Below are 17,572 nucleotides of genomic sequence, written 5' to 3'. Positions count from 1 at the left end.
GATTCTCTATGTATTGAGAATTCCTCTTTGCATATATTTCCTGCCAATCAACCATAATACGGGTAGCTTTCCAGTGGTTGGTGATGAAATGAAATTCAAGAAGAAAGATAAAATGAAGGACCTGATTGAGACGATGAATGCCTGCAGCTTGATTGATCTGGAGGGTATACCGATTTCGCCTCAATTGGGAGAGAACATTGATCTGTTGAAAAAAATGTTCGCTGATTGCTCCGATTTTGTCATACGGGAATTCCGCCAAAAAAACAGTGTCCGTGCAATTGCTGTCTTTGTCGATGGGCTGATTGATACCAAAGAGGTCAATTCCGCACTGAAATCGTTAATGGTGCTTGAAGATGGCGATGACGATATAAAAGTGATAGAAGAGTCACTTTTGCCTGTTTCCCAGATGGGAAGAGTAGACGATTATAAAAAGCTATTACAGGCTGTGCTTTCAGGTGATACAGGCATTCTTGTAGAGGGAAATACAGAAGCACTTACGCTCGGCATTCGTGGAGCAGAAAAACGCTCCGTAAACGAACCGGAAGGAGAAGCGGTCGTACGGGGGCCGCGTGAGGGTTTTATCGAAAATATTCGCACGAACACGTCGATGCTACGGCGAAAATTGCGAACACCTCGATTGAAAATGAAGTCCTTGGTAGTTGGACGTGAGACAAACACCAACCTGGTGGTTGCTTTTCTGGATGGGATTGCTGATCCAGAGATCGTTCAGGAGGTCACTGCTCGAATCAGTAAGATCAATTTAGATGCTGTGCTGGAAAGCGGATATATCGAAGAGATGATCCAGGATAATACATACTCGCCTTTCCCTCAGGTTATGTATTCCGAGCGCCCAGACACGGTCGCTGCGGCATTGCTGGAGGGACGTGTCGCGATATTTGTGGATGGGACACCGATGGTTTTAATCGTGCCTGTTACGTTTTGGATGATGATGCAGGCCAGCGAGGATTACTACGAGCGATTTCAAATGGCTACGCTTGTACGACTACTGCGTTATGTATTTCTCATCATTTCACTCATTACCCCTGCCTTATATGTGGCCATAACGACTTATCACCAACAGATGCTGCCAACCACGCTCCTTTTAAGTATTGCGGCTGCGCGCGAGTCCATTCCTTTTCCTGCTATTGTAGAGGCTTTTATCATGGAAATTTCTTTTGAAGCCTTGCGAGAAGCGGGGATTCGTCTCCCGAAAACGGTCGGGCAAGCCGTCAGTATTTTAGGCGCGCTGGTCGTAGGTCAAGCAGCTGTGCAGGCAGGGATTGTTTCTGCCCCCATGGTTATCGTTGTATCGCTCACAGGGATAGCCTCATTTACCATCCCGCATTTTAATGCATCGATTTCATTGCGAATGCTGCGCTTTCCGATCATGATTGCGGCTTCGATCCTCGGCATCTATGGAATGCTGGTAGCGTTATTGCTAGTCCTCGGACATATGGCCAACCTACGTTCTTTTGGTGTCCCATATTTATCTCCGCTGGCACCGATGTCAATCGGCGATCTCAAAGACGTCCTGATAAGAACGCCATGGTCGATGATGGAAAAACGCCCGAGCTTTTTGGGAGTTCAAAACGCAAGGCGTATGAACGATGGTTTTGCTAATTCTATGCAGCAAAGAGGAGGGCAATCAGGGATGACAGGAAACCGTCATCCAAACGAGGAGGGACAATCGTGAAGGCTGTGACCCGCATATTGGTGGTGTCGCTCTGCATGTTCCTGATTTCTGGTTGTTGGGATCGGCGCGAAGTAAATGACATGGCTATCGTCATTGCAATGGCGATGGATAAGGAACCAGACGGAAGGTATCGGTTCTCCATTCAGGTCCCCCTGGTCAGCAGCCTAGGCGCACAGTCTGGAGGGGGTGGGGGGACGAGTGGTGATAAGAGTTATTACGTTGATTCCGCAGTGGGCAGGACAATTCGGGAAGCAAATGGCTTGATCCAAGCAAGAATGTCTCGGAGAATTTACTACTCCCATCACCGGATGATCGTGATAGGCGAAGAACTGGCGAAGGACGGAATGTCGGATGTGCTCGATATTGTGGCACGCTTTCCGGAAAACAGACTGACAGCATACATTGTCATGACAAAAGGCAAAGCAATCGAATTACTAACCGCACAGCCGCAATTTGAACGTTTTTCAGGAGAAGCGATGCGTGAGTTGGTCAAGATGGGGGGCATTAGTGTAACGTTGAAGGATGTGGCCCAGATGCTCGGTACACCAGGGGTTGATGCCATCTTACCCGTTCTAGCGGCTGTGGATTCCCATCCGAAAGGAAAGTCAAAAGAAATAGAGGCGACGGGGGTAGGGTTATTTCGACAAGACAAGCTCGTAACCATCGCGAAGCCCAAAGAGCTGCTCGGCTTGCGATTGTTCCAACGCGAATTTACACCGTTTTCTATTGTGCTGCCCCTTACCAAGCATGAACGGCTTACGATAACTCTTTCGAAAGGAAGGGCGAATATCAAGCCTGTGATTAGGAAGGACCACATCCATTTCAAAATTGACTTATACACTTCTGCCGTTGTGGTGGAGAATCAGTCAAACCTCGATCTCGAGGAAGAGAAAAATATTCGAATGCTGGAAGCGAAGCTCGTCGAGCAAATCAATAACGGTGTGAACCACATGATGCAAACGATCCAAAAGAAACAATCAGACTTCATCGGGTTAGGAATCGCGTTGTCAAGGAATTATCCGCGAGAGTGGCGGGACCGATATCGGAACAGGTGGTATAAGGAACTTCCGAAAATCACATACGAAATACGATCCAAAGTGAACGTGGTCAATTTCGGACAGACAACGAAGAATATAACCAAAGGTGAAGATGATCATGAATAGAATATTTCTGGTTTTTTTTGTCTTCATGCTGTTACATTCCATTGGAGAATTCATCCTGAAGCGAAAAGGCATAGATGGAAGACAGCAACGAGTCATTGTTATTTTTTACACCCTAACCATTGTTTATCTGATCGCTTTGCAATTCCAGTATTATCAAATCCTACCCACGAGTAACATCATGAACATTTTCTCTCCCCATGTGAAGTGGTGGGTGGATCAGTTCGTATAAGGAGGACCAAGTATGATTCACAAGCAAGTTGTCAATCATCGGCAAATTGCCTGGCTCGTCGGCAGTGTCTTGATGACAGGGATGATGATCGGTTTCTTGCGGTCTGTCGTTCAGGTAGCGAGGATGGATGGTTGGTTCTCTCAAATTTTCCCCATCTTTTATGCGATTTTTGTCGCCTACGTTTTGAGTGGGCTGGTGGAGGCCTACCCTGGGAAGAATATCTTTGAAATTTTATTTATTATTGGCGGGAAGTGGATTGGTGGAGCTGTCAATCTACTCATTTTGTTTTATATTTGGATCATCCTGGCGATCGATATTAAAGGGGCTGCTGATTTTTTACATATCTCGTTATTGCCAAACACGCCATTGGAGGTCATCTTACTCGTCTTCGTCCTACTGATAATGTACTATGGTAAAACGAGCCTTGAGGTGGCGGCGCGAGTAAATGAGCTTTATTTTCCTCTTTATTTCCTCATGTGCATTTCGTTATATTTCCTGCTAATGAATGAATACAACGTAGAGCGATTGGAACCAATTTTAACGAATAGATTGGATCGGATCGTGATCAGCAACTTTTTTCCAGTGGGTGTATATGGTGATGTATTTCTCATTGGGGCATTCTTACATGCCATTGTAGAGCCGCGGCTATTTTATGCTGCGATGAAGCACGGGGTCATTATTGTTGGTTTTGGAACGACGATTATGTTGCTCGTTTTGCTCGGGGTGATGGGCTACATTATCGCCGGTCGACTGAATTTCCCTATCTATATTCTCGTCCAGCAAATTCACATCACAGATTTTCTGGACAGGGTCGAAATGATCCTCTTTAGTGTTTGGTTTCCTGCTTTCACAATTAAAGTCATAGTCGCTTACTTGGCGTTTTTAGTGGGGGTGGGATCGTTTGGGGGACAGAGGCATTACAATACACTCAATGCACCGTGTGGATGGTTTATCGTTGTATCGTCCATATTCGCGTTTCCAAATATAGCACATATCGATCAATTTATTAGCTATAGCTTGCCGTTGATCGTGCTCGTCTTTCAATTGCCGCTGGCGCTCTTTTTGCTTGTTCATGTAAGGCGAAAGAATAAAGGAAGAGAGCAAAGCCTCATTCCCGAAGGAACGAAGCTTTATCGATTTTACAGGTCCATGGTATGGACCACGACAGTCTGTTTAAGTGGTTGTGTGATCGTGATATTGGTTGGGGACTTTTTTAAGGATAAATCAGCGATAGGTGGGGGAGCGACCGCTGTTGTCTACATTGTCCTCTTACTGATAGCGCTGTTGACAAGCTACGGGGAAATGCAGGCCCTTAATCATGGCAAGCAAAGGCTGGGGAGAACAAAACAGGCTGGGTCGTTTCGACAATGAGGTCAAAAGTCAAGGGGTTCCTTACTCCAAAACACACTGACGAGGGGCTGGATTCTTTCCGTGAAAGCGCGCCAGCCTTCATATAAAAATGAAAGTATTTACCACGGTTATCGTGCTATTGGCAAGCATTATGTAAGGGACAAACGCTTATAAACGACGGAAGCAAAGTAAAAATAGAGTAAACCAGCTAAAAATATTTGAGAAAAAGCGTGCCTATGTAATGATGTTGCACGCTTTTTTGTTATTTGCAACAATTGAATTTGGTATGAAGCACAACAAAAACTCCCATAAAGAAGAGTATAAGATCCATACTACATTTCCCTTTTCTGAGGTGAAAGATGAATCCAATTATACCTATGGAGCCAATAAGCTGTGAGAATATACCCCAAGGGGACGAGTGGATTGCCCAAGTTAAATGGGATGGGGTTCGAATCCTGACTTACTTTGATGGACAGGGAACTCGTTTATACAATCGGAGAATAAATGAGCGGACCCACCAATACCCAGAGTTAGCTCACATACAGACATATTGCAATGCTCGCTCGGTGATCTTAGATGGAGAAGTGATTGCATTAGGAACTGACGGAAAACCGTCATTTCATGAAGTGATGCGGCGGGATGGGATTAGACGATTGGAGAAAGTCAGCCAGGCACAGAAGGCTGTCCCTATTACCTATATGATCTTTGATGTCATATTTACAAATAATGAGTGGAAAATCGATCTTACATTGAGCGAACGTATCAACTTATTACAAGAAATCATTATTCCCAATGACCATGTACAATTGGTTGATGGTCATGATAATGGAAATGCTATGTATGAGATCATTAAGCAGCACGGTATGGAAGGCATAGTTATGAAGAATCTAAACAGCAAATATGTCATTGGTGGGAAAGAGAAGCAATGGCAAAAGAAAAAATACTATCGTGACACCATAGCTGTCGTTGGGGGGGTTACGCTGCGTGATAACGTTGTGAATTCCCTCTTGTTAGGGCTGTATGATCTGGAAGGGCGCCTATTTTATATAGGCCACGCAGGAACAGGCAAATTAACTCGAAATGACTGGATGGCCTTGACGGAAAAGATTGTACCTTTGATACAAAATGATATGCCATTTGTAAATACCCCAGCAAGGTTCAAGAGTGCTGTGTGGTTAAGACCAACTGTCACGGTTAAGGTACAATTCGCGGAATGGACAGAAGGCTATACGTTGCGGCAACCGAGTATTCAAGCAGTTGTTGATGTACCTGTTGATTACTGTGTATTGGAGTAGAGTCTCTTGGTGCAACACAGAACAAAAAACATCCCATAAATAGTGGGATGTTCAGGCTGTCGAGAAAGTCGACAGCCATTTTTGTTTCACTTAATTTTAAAGCGACACCGCGTTAATTTGTTATAATTCTTATAATTACATTTAACAGTAGGTGATAATTGTGCTTTCCTCCAATGATAAAAATCCGCAAATGCATTACGAATTTGTGTGCCTCGATGAATTGGTCCCAGAGGACCATTTATTAAGGGTCATCCAAAAACATATAGATTTCTCTTTCATCCGAGAAAAAGTACGTCAATATTATTGCGAGGATAACGGTAGACCTTCCATTGATCCTATTGTTTTATTTAAAATGATTTTCATTGGATACCTTTACGGTATCCGCTCAGAGAGGCAGCTCGAAAAAGAAATCCAGACTAATATCGCCTACCGTTGGTTTCTTGGCCTTTCTTTAACAGATCGAGTTCCAGATCACACAACAATCAGTTGGAATCGTCGAACCCGTTTTAAAAATACAAATGTTTTTCAGGAGATTTTTGATGAAATTGTGCGTTTGGCGATTCAGCATCGAATGGTCGCTGGACGTGTATTGATAAGTGATTCCACGCATCTTAAAGCAAATGCGAATAAACGAAAATTTAAGAAGCATGTCATCGAGAAAACGAGTCGTGCCTATCTCAAAGATTTAGAGGCAGCAATTAATGAAGACCGCGAAGTACATGGAAAAAAGGATTAAAGCCTAGAGAGGGTGTGAAGGAAGAAAAGGAAATCAAGGTGAGTACTACTGATCCAGAAAGTGGCTACATGGTTCGAGACAGCAAGCCCGAAGGCTTTTTCTATCTCGATCACCGGACCGTCGATCATAAGTACAATATTATTACCGATGTCCATGTCACTGCTGGCAATGTCCATGATTCCGTTCCTTACATAGATAGGCTGAATCTCCAAATCGAGAAGTTTGGGTTTAAGGATACAATTGAAGCAATTGCATTAGATGCTGGTTACTTAACTACTCCAATCTGCAAGGCACTTCACGATATAAATGTATTTGCTGTCATCGGTCATCGTGCCTTTACACCTGTTAAAGGCCTTTTTGCTAAATGGCGTTTTAAATATGCTCTGGAGTCCGATGTGTACATATGCCCTCAAAAACATAAGCTTACTTATTCGACTACTGATCGAAACGGATACAGGATGTATAAGTCCAATAAAGAAATTTGTAAAACTTGTCCAAGGCTTACTGAGTGTACCCGATCTAAAAATCACCAAAAGGTGATAAGCAGGCACGTTTGGGAAGAGAGTAAGGAATGGGTTCGACAGAACCGTTTAAGTAAATCAGGGAAATATTTGTATAGATTAAGATACCAAACCATAGAGCGAAGCTTTGCAGATGCTAAAGAACTGCATGGGCTTCGCTATTGTAGGTTACGCGGACGTGAAAATGTCCAAGAGCAGGTATTGATGACAGCAACAGTTCAAAACATTAAAAAGATAGCACTACACCTAGCGAAAGCAAGTTAGGTGCAGGCTATCCTCTTTTTCAGCACTTCGTGCTGGAACAATACCAAAAAGAAATCCCCAAAATGGGGGTTTCTCTTCAGTCTGAACATCCCATAAATAGTGGGATGTTTTTAATATTGCTTCTTTGTGTTTATCATCCTATGTATGTGGAACTGGGGGATGCATTCCTGTTAGAATTTTACGAAACTTTTTTATTGATTAAGTATTAAATTCGAGCTATACTACCTGTATAAAGTAACTGGGTTAGCGGGTTGGGCTGTATCTGGTTGAGCTGCTTCCTCCTTCCGTGGTACGTCCACCACACCTCATGGAAGGGAGCTGCTCTCTGATATGGCCCTCTTTGTGTCCCTCGCCCCAGTTGGGAATGTTTGTTGTTCACTTTCTTTAATCCTTTTTTCGTTGATATACAATTAGAGACTTGTTTATAATGACTGTGCGAACTCATTTACGAAAGAAGGAATTGACTTGCCGTTTCTTCGGTTTAAAGGCTTTGCGAAGCAAGACATAGAGCCCATTTCTCAGATTCTTATAGAAGAGTTTTCCAAAATTGCTGAGGTAGCTCAAGAAAAGGTGAAATTGGAGCTGCTTCAGGTAGAGCAACTAACGAACAGTCCTTTGTCTGTAGAGATCATGATGTTTCCCCGTGAACAAAAGCAACATGATGCGATTGCAAACGCCGTCCACGGCATTTTGAAGAAGCAAGGCTTTTTGCAAGTCCATATTTTCTTCATCCTGTTATCGCCCACTCTCTATTATAAAGAAGGACTTCCGTTGCAAGTCGGAATGGCGAAATAAGCAAGAAAAAAAGGTCGAGATCCTCCAAAAGGATTTCGACCTTTTTCTATTTAATAATAGAGGCTTTCGGATTGCAGGCACTTGGAGCATGTACGCGTAAGTGGCGTTTCGATATAGACGTGACTGCAATCCTGTTGAATGAGTCGCAATTGTTGTTTAGAGTGCTCTAGCTCAGCCTCTAGTCGAAGGATTTTTTCGCGTAAACGACTGGCTTCCTCCATATGAATCCCCCTTCATTACGACTGATACAAACGGCTTCCCTGTTCGCGGAACTCACGCGATTTTTCCTGCATCCCTGCAAGAATGGCGGGATCTTGCGCACCCCCTTGTTCATTGGCGATGTGACGAATGTCGTGCGATATTTTCATGCTGCAAAATTTAGGACCGCACATGGAACAAAAATGGGCAGATTTGGCGGCTTCTGCTGGCAACGTTTCATCGTGATATTCGCGGGCGCGCTCCGGGTCCAGCGACAAATTGAATTGATCGTTCCAGCGAAAATCAAAACGAGCTTTGGATAAGGCATCGTCTCGCTGTTTTGCCCGCGGATGTCCTTTTGCGAGATCAGCGGCATGCGCAGCGATTTTGTATGCGATTAAACCGTTGCGGACATCCTCTTTATTCGGAAGGCCGAGATGTTCCTTGGGCGTTACGTAGCAGAGCATCGCTGTTCCGAACCATCCAATCATGGCAGCGCCAATCGCTGAAGTAATGTGATCATAGCCGGGGGCAATGTCTGTCGTGAGCGGCCCGAGTGTGTAAAAAGGAGCCTCATGGCAAATGGATAGCTGTTTATCCATATTTTCGCGAATGAGATGCATGGGGACGTGACCGGGGCCTTCTATCATGACTTGTACGTCGTGTTCCCACGCAATTTTTGTGAGTTCCCCCAATGTTTCAAGCTCCGCGAACTGTGCCTCGTCATTCGCATCCGCGATAGAGCCAGGACGTAGTCCATCTCCAAGGGATACACAAATGTCATAGGCCTTCAGAATTTCGCAAATTTCAGCGAAATGCGTATACAGAAAGTTTTCCTCGTGATGGGCCAGGCACCATGCCGCCAAAATCGATCCGCCGCGAGAGACGATACCGGTAACGCGGTTAGCTGTCATGGGGATGTAGCGCAAAAGAACACCAGCATGAATCGTGAAGTAATCGACGCCTTGCTCCGCTTGCTCAATCAAGGTGTCTCGGTAAACCTCCCATGTCAAATCCTCGGCTTTCCCATTTACTTTTTCAAGTGCTTGATAAATCGGGACAGTACCAACTGGAACGGGACTGTTGCGGATAATCCACTCCCGCGTGGTGTGTATATGTTTTCCCGTCGAGAGGTCCATAATGGTGTCGGCACCCCAACGGACAGACCAAATCATTTTTTCGACCTCTTCTTCCATGGAAGAGCTGACGGCTGATGTTCCGATGTTGGCATTGATTTTGACATGAAAGTTGCGGCCAATGATCATCGGCTCGCTCTCAGGATGATTGATGTTAGAAGGGAGGATCGCACGTCCAGCGGCGATTTCTGCCCGTACAAATTCAGGAGAGACCCCCTCGCGAATGGCAACGTATTCCATTTCCGGTGTGATGATATTTTTTCGGGCATAATGAAGCTGGGTAACATTTTTGCCTGGCTTTGCCCGTTTTGGTTTGTAGCCCTCTCGAGGGAAAGTGGGGAGGGTGACAGCCTTCTCTTCGTTTCGGATGCCGTCGTCGACTAGTTGTGGTTCGCGACCGACATACGTTTCCACATCATTTCGCTCATCAATCCATTGGTGGCGAATGGAGGGGAGTCCTGCTTGAATGTCAGGGACATAACCGGATGCAGTATACTCGCCACTCGTATCATACACGCGAATGGGAGGATTGGGTGTGGAGCCGGACAATCCTTCGGTAGGATGAAGAGAAATCTCGCGCATCGGGACACGGATGTCCGCACGACTACCTGTCTCGTATACTTTGCGACTACCTGGAAAAGATGACACCAATGACATAAGAAAAACCTCCTTGTTTTGGTTGCACGAAAGCGAGAACCGTTTAGGGAGGCGAAAGAAACATCCCGCGAAAAAGCGCCGCATAAACAACATGCGACGCCAACGCGAGAGTAGAGAAGAAACGGGTATCCTAAAAATACACGTATCTTTTCGTGTCGTATATGACATTCCTCCGCTGGCATTACCCAGTTCAGGTTCAACGGTCGATGGCACAGTACCATCCTCTCAGCCTGGTGAATTCCAAGCTCCCGTGCTTTTTTATTTTTGGATTGCAACAATAGGATAACGGGAAGTCAAGTTAATTTCAAGGATAATTTTCTAGTGAAAAATTGCAGGTGTGCAACACATTTTCCTCCCCCCTATTCTCATGAATCGGACTAAAACTGTTTCTGTAGACCCACATGATTCCTATCTGTTACGATGAAGTTCGAAAAAAAGCAACTGCTTCCAGCGCTTTGATTTTCCGCGTTGTCGAAGCAGATGGAGAAGTATTTTGAGGTGATGAGGTATGGATGTTTATTCGGATCTAAAACAAGGAGAACGTGGAGCGTGGGTGAGTATTTTCGCCTACATTTTCTGCTCTGTATTAAAAATAGGAGTTGCGTATGTCACAGCGTCGGAAGCTTTAATGGCCGACGGTCTTAACAACTCAACAGATGTGGTCGCATCAATTGCTGTTTTGATTGGGCTGCGTATTGCAAGGAAACCACCTGACAAAGATCACCCGTATGGCCATTTCCGGGCAGAGACGATTTCAGCACTTGTCGCATCATTTATTATGCTATTTGTCGGAGTTCAGGTCATTACGAATGCTGTACCATCCTTGTTTGATCCACAACATTCGGCTCCTGACCTGTTAGCAGGGTGGACAGCACTTGCAACTGCCGTTATTATGCTTTTCGTCTATCGCTACAATAAAAAGCTCGCCATCAAAACAAACAGCCAAGCACTGGATGCAGCGGCCGCTGACAACCGTTCAGATGCATTCGTCAGTATCGGGACGTTTATCGGGGTAGCTGGCGCACAGTTTCAATTGCATTGGCTCGATCCATTAGCTGCTTTTGTTGTTGGTCTCATCATCTTGAAGACTGCGTGGGACATTTTCAGAGAAGCAACCCACCGTTTAACAGATGGCTTCGACGAAAGCGAGCTTGCGGACCTGCGGGCAACGATTTCCTCGATTTCAGGAGTAAAGGATATCAGTGACATCAAAGCCCGCTACCATGGAAGCAGCGTGCTGGTTGATGTTGTGATCCATGTAGATCCAGGGCTGAATGTGGTGGAGAGCCACACCATCACCGAAAAAATTGAAGAACAGATGCGCAAGATTCACCGCATTAACGCCGTTCATATCCATATTGAACCGTGCAGGAAGATGGCGCCTAGTTAGATTCCATCATGGGAATACAAAAAACCTGTCCAATGTGGGCAGGTTTTTTTGTTATGTGCTGCTAACCAGAGGTAGCCTTCTTTTTGCGCAGTGTTTTGGTTGTAGAAGTAGTCGTAGTTTTTTGGGGATCGGCTGCGGTCGGCTTTTTTGATGCTTGCTCTTTTTCGGACGAGGAGGCAGCAGTGGTGCGTTTTCGCGCAGGCTTTGAAGGAGTCGGTTCCGGCTCGATTTTGATGGGTACTGCGGCTTGACCGGCTGTAGACTCCAAGCTTTCTTTTAGGGCTTGCATGAGATCAATAACATTGGTTCTTGCCACAGTAGGTGCAGTGGCGATTTCCTGACCCTCCAATTTTTTCTCAATCAGTTTTTGCAGGTCGGATCGATATTCATCCGTATATTTTGCCGGATCAAAAGGGAGCGTCATATTGCTAATGAGCTCAGTTGCCATTTTCAGTTCGTTTTCGGCCAACGTTACATTGGCCTCAGGCAAGGCGGGCACTTGATTGACGGGGCGTACCTCATCCGGATAGAAGATCGTCTCCAGCATGATGCAATGTTCATACAGTCGGATAACGGCCAGGCTTTGCCGATTGCGCATCGTTACCTGTGCAACGCCGATCTTTCCTGTTTGTTCCATAGCCGATCGCAGCAAGGCGTATGCTTTTTCGCCGGTGTCTTGTGGAGATAGGAAATAGCTCTTGTGAAAATAAACAGGATCAATCTCCGACAAGTCTACGAAGTCGATAATTTCAATGGCTCTGCGTGTTTCTGGCGTAATGGCTTCCAGATCATCATCGTCGATCATGACAAAATGTCCTTTTTCGTATTCGAAGCCACGGACGATTTCATTCGTATCGACCTCGCGCTGGCAGTGTGGGCACATTTTCGTGTACTTGATCGGGGTATTGCACTCTTTATGCAGTTGGCGAAAGCGAATATCGCGCTCTTCCGTTGCAGTAAACATGCGAACAGGTATATTGACGAGGCCGAAGCTGATTGAACCCTTCCACACCGTATGCATGCGGATACCTCCTTCACAGTCATTTTTGTATAGTATCTGTATCCGCTTAGAAGAAGTGCCGAGGGAATTGAAGGTGGAAAAGTAAAAAGCCAGCCGATTCGATGCGGCTGGCTACATATGCAACTATTGTCCATGTTTGACGATGTCCGATTGATCTGCACGCGATTGCATGTCACGCGCCAGTTCGACGTCTTTGCCTGTGCGGTCTGCAATGGACTGGGCTTTGGACGCCTTCAGCTTTTGTGCGGACGGTCGCTTTTCTGCCATGATTGACTCACTCCCTTCAGGCAATCTACATGTAGAGGGTTTTGCAGGTACATGTAGTATGCGCTGGACACAAAAAAATACCCCATCGCCAAATGACGAGGGGCAGCCGTTCAACTCCTCCCGATGAAGGGAGCGATGGCACGAAATGCTCCTATCAGACACGTCGTGCGCCAAAGTGAACAGCCTTTCAATTATGGGAGAGGAGAAACCGGAGGAAGAGCTTATGGGGAAACGTAAGTCTTCTCCGCGGTTGTCAGCGACACCGTTGCGTCGCTATTCATCATCTTTTCCAATAGAGTGGGGTTGTATACCTTCTTGCGCATAAATTTTTCCAGTTGCTAATTTTACGGGTGTATGCAGTTGTGATAGTATGATATCATTCTCAGTCTTAGAAAATCGCGTCTTAAAACATACATATCAGGAAAGCAGACAGGTGAAATGAGTATGCGAGTCATCGCTGGAGAACACAGAGGAAGACGGTTGGCAGCAGTTCCGGGCAAAGGAACCAGACCGACAACCGATAAAGTCAAAGAATCGATTTTTAATATGATTGGCCCCTATTTCGATGGTGGTTGGGCATTGGACCTATACGCAGGAACAGGTGGTCTCGGGATCGAGGCATTGAGTAGGGGAGTGGATCGAGCTGTTTTTGTGGAGCGAGATCCGAAAGCGTTTGCCGTGGTAAAACAAAACGTCAGCACTTGCAGGCTGGACGATTATGCCGAGCTATATCGCATGGATGCGGAGCGCGCCATTCGCACGCTGAGTACCCGCCATCAAAAATTTGATCTTGTCTTTTTGGACCCGCCATACGCCCAGCAAAAGATTGTTGAAGAAATTGCGATGTTACAAGAGCTGGGAATGTTGGCGGACGGAGCTTGGATCGTGGCTGAGCATGATATCGCAGACTCCTTTCCGGATGCGATTGGTCATTGTGTGAAGGATCGAGCAGCGAAGTATGGGGATACGGCCATTACCGTTTATTATTACGATTTGGAACCACAAGCCTAACTTTCAAATTAAGGTGCGTAAAGAGCATCAAGGGAGGATAACCCGCTATGGCAATCGCCGTATGTTCAGGAAGCTTCGACCCTGTTACTTATGGGCATCTCGACATTATTGCGCGGGGTGCCAACGTTTTTGATAAGGTCATTGTCGCCGTCTTGATCAATTCAAAGAAAAACTCATTATTCAGCGTAGAAGAGCGTGTCGAATTGCTTCGTCAGGCAACGGCTGACATGAAAAATGTAGAAGTGGACTCATTTGACGGCTTATTAATTGACTATATGAACAAAAAGGGCGCACAGGTGATCATTCGTGGCCTTCGTGCTGTTTCTGATTTTGAATATGAGATGCAAGTCGCCTCGATTAATAAAAAGCTCGATGAAAATATCGAAACGTTTTTCATGATGACGAACAATCAATATTCGTACTTGAGTTCAAGTATTGTGAAGGAAGTTGCGAAATACAAGGCGAGTGTCGCAGATTTGGTGCCGCCAATCGTAGAAGAGGCACTGAAGCGAAAAATGGCCGAGTAGATTATCACGTCTTACTGCGGTTCATGCGCGAAAGAGCCAGGCTGGTACACAAAAGAATTGCACCAACGCCTATGGCGAGTCCCCCTGATAATAGCAAGGTCTCCCACCAACTCGTCGCAGGGACCTCAGGTTTCGCATGCACAAATACAGGGACGGCTTGCTCCACGAACCAGGAGCTGACTGTGGCAAGTGGCCCCCAAAAGACGAAGGTCAAAATCGCAGCTAGCAAAGCATGCAGGGATCTGGCAATCAAGTAAGGGGCGACACGAATATCCGTTTCACTCAAGATACTTGCGACCTGCGCGTGAACACTCAAACCGCCCCAAGACAATATCGCACTGGCAATGGCTGCTTTCCAGACCAAGGAAACTTCATCAGGGACAATGCTCGCTGCCTGTGCGCCGAGGGTTACTTCGAACAATCCTGCCACAATTGCTTGGGAAAAGGCTGGCGGAAAACCAAAGGGACCGAGAAAAATCGAGAGAAGCGTACTGATGATTTGTGTCAGATGAATCGTGGAGAAAAGTTGGATTAATACCGAAAAAACAATGATGAAACCACCGATCATCAGCAAGGTATTCAGAGCGGATTGAACTGCTTCTCCCATTAATTTTCCGAACGGACGTCCATCACGGACACGTGCCCGATGCATCGCTTGCAAGGCGCGTAAAGGAAGAGGCAATGAATTTTTCTCCAATGGGGCTGAAGTTATGGCAAAAGGCGCATGAAAACGATAGACCACACCCATGAGTACAGCTGACAAATAATGAGTTAGAGCTAGAATGATGCCCATTTGCTCACTGTGGAAAAAGCCGATTGCCACTGCTCCCATGACGAATAAAGGGTCTCCCGTCGTTGTAAAAGAGACGAGTCGTTCACCCTCAGCCTTCGTCACATTGCCTTGCAGACGCAGGCGTGTTGTCAGCTTTGCTGCTACCGGATAGCCGGACGAGAAGCCCATTGCCAGCACGAACCCGCCAGTTCCCGGAACGTTAAACAGTGGGCGCATGAATGGCTCCAGTAACACGCCGACGAAATGAACGACGCCCAGACCCATCAACACCTCAGACAGCACAATAAAGGGAAGAGTAGAGGGAAAAACTACCTCCCACCATATTTTCAGACCGCGTACGGCAGCTTCAAAAGAAATCTGTGAGTATGCGATCAACGAAATAACAATGAAAACTGTCGAAATGGCGAGCAACAATGTAAGTACGGGTGAGTGGCGTGACATGGATTCCTCCTGAATCGAAGAAAAGTAGTAGTACATGTCTACGTGGCAAGCGGGAGAACTATGCGTAAGCTTGGTCGACGAATATCTCCCAAGTGTGAAAGGAACAGCGATTTACCACATAGGCTGGTTACAGGGAGGGGTTTTTCCATGCAGACAAGACGTAAACCAATCGTGGGTGTAGCCCTGGGTTCAGGAGGCGCTCGCGGTTTTGCGCATATTGGTGTATTGAATGCGCTAGAAACACATGGTATTCAGATTGACATGCTCGCTGGCTCCAGTATGGGCAGTTTGATTGGAGCTGTCTATGCCAACGGAATTGAACCGCACATGATGGGAAAGCTTGCCTTGAATTTAAAACGCAAGCATTGGCTCGATTTGACCGTACCCAGCATGGGCTTTGTTACGGGGGAAAAGATCAAACAATTGATTCGTCTGTTAACGCACGGAAAGCGCTTGGAAGAGCTGAACAAGCCGCTTGCCATTGTAGCGACGGATATTGAATCAGGGGAGCGCGTCGTATTTCGTGAAGGACCGATTGATCAAGCGGTGAGGGCGAGCATATCCATTCCAGGCATCTTCGTCCCTGAAAAAGTAGGGGGGCGGCTGTTGGTCGACGGAGGAGTAATTGATCGCGTGCCGGTGACGGTGCTGCGTGAAATGGGTGCCGATATCGTGATTGCGGTAGATGTCGCCCAATTCGACACTCGGATGGAAGTCAAAAGTATTTTTGATGTGATCGCCCAAACGATTGATGTCATGGAAAGGGAAATTCTGCGACATCGAATCATTGCGGCAGACATCGTAATCAGGCCTGATGTTGGACACTATAGCAGTATCGCGTACACGGGTGTCGAACAAATTATCGAGCTAGGCGAACGTGCGGGTACTGAACATATCGAACGCATACAGGAACTAATTGCAAATTGGGAGGCACAAGAATGAGTGAGGAACAGCTTTATGCCAACAGACGCAGATCTACAGGAACCAGAGGCTTTAGCTGGATACTTGCCTTGGTCTTTGTCTTGTTGGGCATTTCCTTTTTTGTACCGACGAATTATTACGTGAGTCGTCCAGGGTCAGCGATTGAGTTGGGGCCGATGATTCAAGTGGAAGGCGGCAAGAAAGACGAGACCGGCTCCTTCATGCTCACGACGGTACGAATGGGCGAAGCGAATTTGCCGTGGTATTGGTATGCAAAAATGACGCAGGATGTTGAGCTATTGCCCAAGGAGTTGGTTGTCAGCAAGGGAGAAGACAGCGAAGATTTTATCCGTCGAGAACAAGCGGTCATGGACAATTCACAAAAAATTGCGGAGGCAGTCGCATTCCGTCTTGCCGGCTTCGAAGTGAAAATCGAGAAGCAGGGTGTGTGGGTGATGGGTACCTTGGAAGGGTTTCCTGCCCATAAAGCATTGCAAATCGGAGATGTCATTACGTATGTAGACGGGGTTCGCACATCTGAGGCAAAAGATTTGCTGACAGCCCTCTCTGCAAAAAAAGCAGGCGACCAAGTCGAGATTACGTACACAAGAGATGGACAAGAGGCCAAAACGATGTTAACCTTGGAACCACTGCCTGAGTCCAAGTCAGTTGGAATTGGTGTACGCCCTGACAACAAACAGGAAATCATCATTCCAAAAGAAGTTACCATTGCCTCTCAAGGGATTGGTGGTCCTTCTGCTGGGTTAATGATGACCCTGGAGATTTATGACCAGTTAAATACGAAGACGGATTTGACAAAAGGCTATAAAATTGCAGGAACAGGCACGATTTCGTTAGACGGAAAAGTAGGCAGGATCGGTGGCATTAATCAAAAGGTAATCGCAGCGGACAAAGCGGGCGCAGAGATCTTCTTTGCTCCACAGGATACGCCAGATACGACCTCCAATTACGAGGAGGCGTTAGCGACTGCCAAGCGGATTGGAACTTCAATGAAAGTGGTTCCGGTCAAGACGGTGGAAGAAGCGATTACGTACTTGAATGGACAAAAACCGAAATCTACCTGAGCAAACTAGCTGTCAAGCAAAAATGGTTGACAAAGCTTTGGGCAGGGTCTATAATCATCTTTGTTGTGCATGAGGTGAA

17 protein-coding genes and 1 riboswitch are annotated in these 17,572 nt (G+C 46.2%); of the genes, 12 read left to right on the top strand and 5 right to left on the bottom strand.

Annotated elements, in window-relative coordinates; translation table 11 throughout:
• Positions 1–112 precede the first annotated feature (112 nt).
• The 7 genes from FO446_RS17725 to FO446_RS17695 all read left to right on the top strand — a co-directional run bounded on the left by FO446_RS17725 (position 113) and on the right by FO446_RS17695 (position 8,046).
• Positions 113–1,693 (top strand): spore germination protein, encoded by a 1,581-nt coding sequence (locus FO446_RS17725; protein ID WP_370646657.1) that lies wholly within the window; start codon positions 113–115, stop codon positions 1,691–1,693.
• Positions 1,690–2,856: a Ger(x)C family spore germination protein gene (locus FO446_RS17720; protein ID WP_173608075.1), complete on the top strand. Its 1,167-nt coding sequence runs from the start codon at positions 1,690–1,692 to the stop codon at positions 2,854–2,856. The genes FO446_RS17725 and FO446_RS17720 overlap by 4 nt, the downstream gene beginning before the upstream one ends.
• Entirely contained in the window at positions 2,849–3,085 is a 237-nt protein-coding gene (locus tag FO446_RS17715; protein WP_173608074.1) for a hypothetical protein, read from the top strand. The genes FO446_RS17720 and FO446_RS17715 overlap by 8 nt, the downstream gene beginning before the upstream one ends.
• 12 nt (positions 3,086–3,097) lie before the next feature.
• On the top strand, positions 3,098–4,456 hold the full coding sequence (locus tag FO446_RS17710) for a GerAB/ArcD/ProY family transporter (RefSeq protein ID WP_237898642.1): 1,359 nt from the start codon (positions 3,098–3,100) through the stop codon (positions 4,454–4,456).
• Between the two features lie 338 nt (positions 4,457–4,794).
• The gene (locus FO446_RS17705; RefSeq protein ID WP_237898641.1) at positions 4,795–5,730 is read left to right on the top strand and encodes an ATP-dependent DNA ligase; all 936 of its coding nucleotides are present in this window, start codon (positions 4,795–4,797) and stop codon (positions 5,728–5,730) included.
• Positions 5,731–5,920: 190 nt separating this feature from the next.
• Positions 5,921–7,251, top strand: a protein-coding gene (locus tag FO446_RS17700; RefSeq protein ID WP_237901043.1) for an IS1182 family transposase whose coding sequence is annotated in 2 segments (ribosomal slippage) — positions 5,921–6,461 and positions 6,461–7,251 — 1,332 coding nt in all. Because the reading frame shifts where the segments join, the coding sequence is not laid out codon by codon here.
• 465 nt (positions 7,252–7,716) lie between these two features.
• On the top strand, positions 7,717–8,046 hold the full coding sequence (locus FO446_RS17695; RefSeq protein WP_173608070.1) for a DUF1904 family protein: 330 nt from the start codon (positions 7,717–7,719) through the stop codon (positions 8,044–8,046).
• 50 nt (positions 8,047–8,096) lie between these two features.
• Here the strand turns inward: FO446_RS17695 and FO446_RS17690 are convergent, their stop codons facing one another.
• Both FO446_RS17690 and thiC read right to left on the bottom strand, forming a co-directional pair.
• Positions 8,097–8,267 (bottom strand): hypothetical protein, encoded by a 171-nt coding sequence (locus FO446_RS17690; protein ID WP_173608069.1) that lies wholly within the window; start codon positions 8,265–8,267, stop codon positions 8,097–8,099.
• A gap of 15 nt (positions 8,268–8,282) precedes the next feature.
• Positions 8,283–10,037 (bottom strand): phosphomethylpyrimidine synthase ThiC, encoded by a 1,755-nt coding sequence (thiC, locus tag FO446_RS17685; protein ID WP_173608068.1) that lies wholly within the window; start codon positions 10,035–10,037, stop codon positions 8,283–8,285.
• A gap of 149 nt (positions 10,038–10,186) precedes the next feature.
• Positions 10,187–10,299: riboswitch (TPP riboswitch) on the bottom strand.
• 246 nt (positions 10,300–10,545) lie between these two features.
• Here thiC and FO446_RS17680 point away from each other — a divergent pair.
• Positions 10,546–11,427 (top strand): cation diffusion facilitator family transporter, encoded by an 882-nt coding sequence (locus tag FO446_RS17680; RefSeq protein ID WP_221868391.1) that lies wholly within the window; start codon positions 10,546–10,548, stop codon positions 11,425–11,427.
• Between the two features lie 61 nt (positions 11,428–11,488).
• Here the strand turns inward: FO446_RS17680 and FO446_RS17675 are convergent, their stop codons facing one another.
• Entirely contained in the window at positions 11,489–12,448 is a 960-nt protein-coding gene (locus tag FO446_RS17675) for a non-homologous end joining protein Ku (RefSeq protein ID WP_232773283.1), read from the bottom strand.
• Between the two features lie 123 nt (positions 12,449–12,571).
• Complete coding sequence (locus FO446_RS17670; RefSeq protein WP_016743266.1) at positions 12,572–12,715, bottom strand: hypothetical protein; 144 nt, start codon at positions 12,713–12,715, stop codon at positions 12,572–12,574.
• Between the two features lie 444 nt (positions 12,716–13,159).
• Between FO446_RS17670 and rsmD the strand changes: the two genes are divergently transcribed.
• Both rsmD and coaD read left to right on the top strand, forming a co-directional pair.
• Positions 13,160–13,726: a 16S rRNA (guanine(966)-N(2))-methyltransferase RsmD gene (rsmD, locus tag FO446_RS17665; RefSeq protein ID WP_221868390.1), complete on the top strand. Its 567-nt coding sequence runs from the start codon at positions 13,160–13,162 to the stop codon at positions 13,724–13,726.
• A gap of 47 nt (positions 13,727–13,773) precedes the next feature.
• Positions 13,774–14,253, top strand: coding sequence for a pantetheine-phosphate adenylyltransferase (coaD, locus tag FO446_RS17660; protein WP_137028288.1), 480 nt, complete (start codon positions 13,774–13,776; stop codon positions 14,251–14,253).
• A gap of 4 nt (positions 14,254–14,257) precedes the next feature.
• Here the strand turns inward: coaD and ylbJ are convergent, their stop codons facing one another.
• Positions 14,258–15,487 (bottom strand): sporulation integral membrane protein YlbJ, encoded by a 1,230-nt coding sequence (gene ylbJ / locus FO446_RS17655; RefSeq protein ID WP_173608064.1) that lies wholly within the window; start codon positions 15,485–15,487, stop codon positions 14,258–14,260.
• A 147-nt stretch (positions 15,488–15,634) separates the two neighbouring features.
• Between ylbJ and FO446_RS17650 the strand changes: the two genes are divergently transcribed.
• Positions 15,635–16,429, top strand: coding sequence for a patatin-like phospholipase family protein (locus FO446_RS17650; RefSeq protein ID WP_237898639.1), 795 nt, complete (start codon positions 15,635–15,637; stop codon positions 16,427–16,429).
• A complete protein-coding gene (locus FO446_RS17645; protein ID WP_221868389.1) occupies positions 16,426–17,493 on the top strand; it encodes a SepM family pheromone-processing serine protease in 1,068 nt (355 codons plus the stop codon). The genes FO446_RS17650 and FO446_RS17645 overlap by 4 nt, the downstream gene beginning before the upstream one ends.
• The last annotated feature ends 79 nt before the right edge of the window (positions 17,494–17,572 follow it).

It is taken from the genome of Brevibacillus brevis (assembly GCF_022026395.1).
GTDB lineage: Bacteria > Bacillota > Bacilli > Brevibacillales > Brevibacillaceae > Brevibacillus.
This window is presented reverse-complemented; position numbering and strand designations above follow the sequence as displayed.

Excerpts from the sequence above, each read along its gene's own strand:
- rsmD (WP_221868390.1), top strand. The coding sequence starts at position 13,160 with ATGCGAGTCATCGCTGGAGAACACAGAGGAAGACGGTTGGCAGCAGTT.
- ylbJ (WP_173608064.1), bottom strand. The coding sequence starts at position 15,487 with ATGTCACGCCACTCACCCGTACTTACATTGTTGCTCGCCATTTCGACA.
- FO446_RS17670 (WP_016743266.1), bottom strand. The coding sequence starts at position 12,715 with ATGGCAGAAAAGCGACCGTCCGCACAAAAGCTGAAGGCGTCCAAAGCC.
- FO446_RS17650 (WP_237898639.1), top strand. The coding sequence starts at position 15,635 with ATGCAGACAAGACGTAAACCAATCGTGGGTGTAGCCCTGGGTTCAGGA.
- FO446_RS17715 (WP_173608074.1), top strand. The coding sequence starts at position 2,849 with ATGAATAGAATATTTCTGGTTTTTTTTGTCTTCATGCTGTTACATTCC.
- FO446_RS17705 (WP_237898641.1), top strand. The coding sequence starts at position 4,795 with ATGAATCCAATTATACCTATGGAGCCAATAAGCTGTGAGAATATACCC.
- thiC (WP_173608068.1), bottom strand. The coding sequence starts at position 10,037 with ATGTCATTGGTGTCATCTTTTCCAGGTAGTCGCAAAGTATACGAGACA.
- FO446_RS17675 (WP_232773283.1), bottom strand. The coding sequence starts at position 12,448 with ATGCATACGGTGTGGAAGGGTTCAATCAGCTTCGGCCTCGTCAATATA.
- coaD (WP_137028288.1), top strand. The coding sequence starts at position 13,774 with ATGGCAATCGCCGTATGTTCAGGAAGCTTCGACCCTGTTACTTATGGG.
- FO446_RS17725 (WP_370646657.1), top strand. The coding sequence starts at position 113 with ATGAAGGACCTGATTGAGACGATGAATGCCTGCAGCTTGATTGATCTG.
- FO446_RS17690 (WP_173608069.1), bottom strand. The coding sequence starts at position 8,267 with ATGGAGGAAGCCAGTCGTTTACGCGAAAAAATCCTTCGACTAGAGGCT.
- FO446_RS17645 (WP_221868389.1), top strand. The coding sequence starts at position 16,426 with ATGAGTGAGGAACAGCTTTATGCCAACAGACGCAGATCTACAGGAACC.
- FO446_RS17680 (WP_221868391.1), top strand. The coding sequence starts at position 10,546 with ATGGATGTTTATTCGGATCTAAAACAAGGAGAACGTGGAGCGTGGGTG.
- FO446_RS17710 (WP_237898642.1), top strand. The coding sequence starts at position 3,098 with ATGATTCACAAGCAAGTTGTCAATCATCGGCAAATTGCCTGGCTCGTC.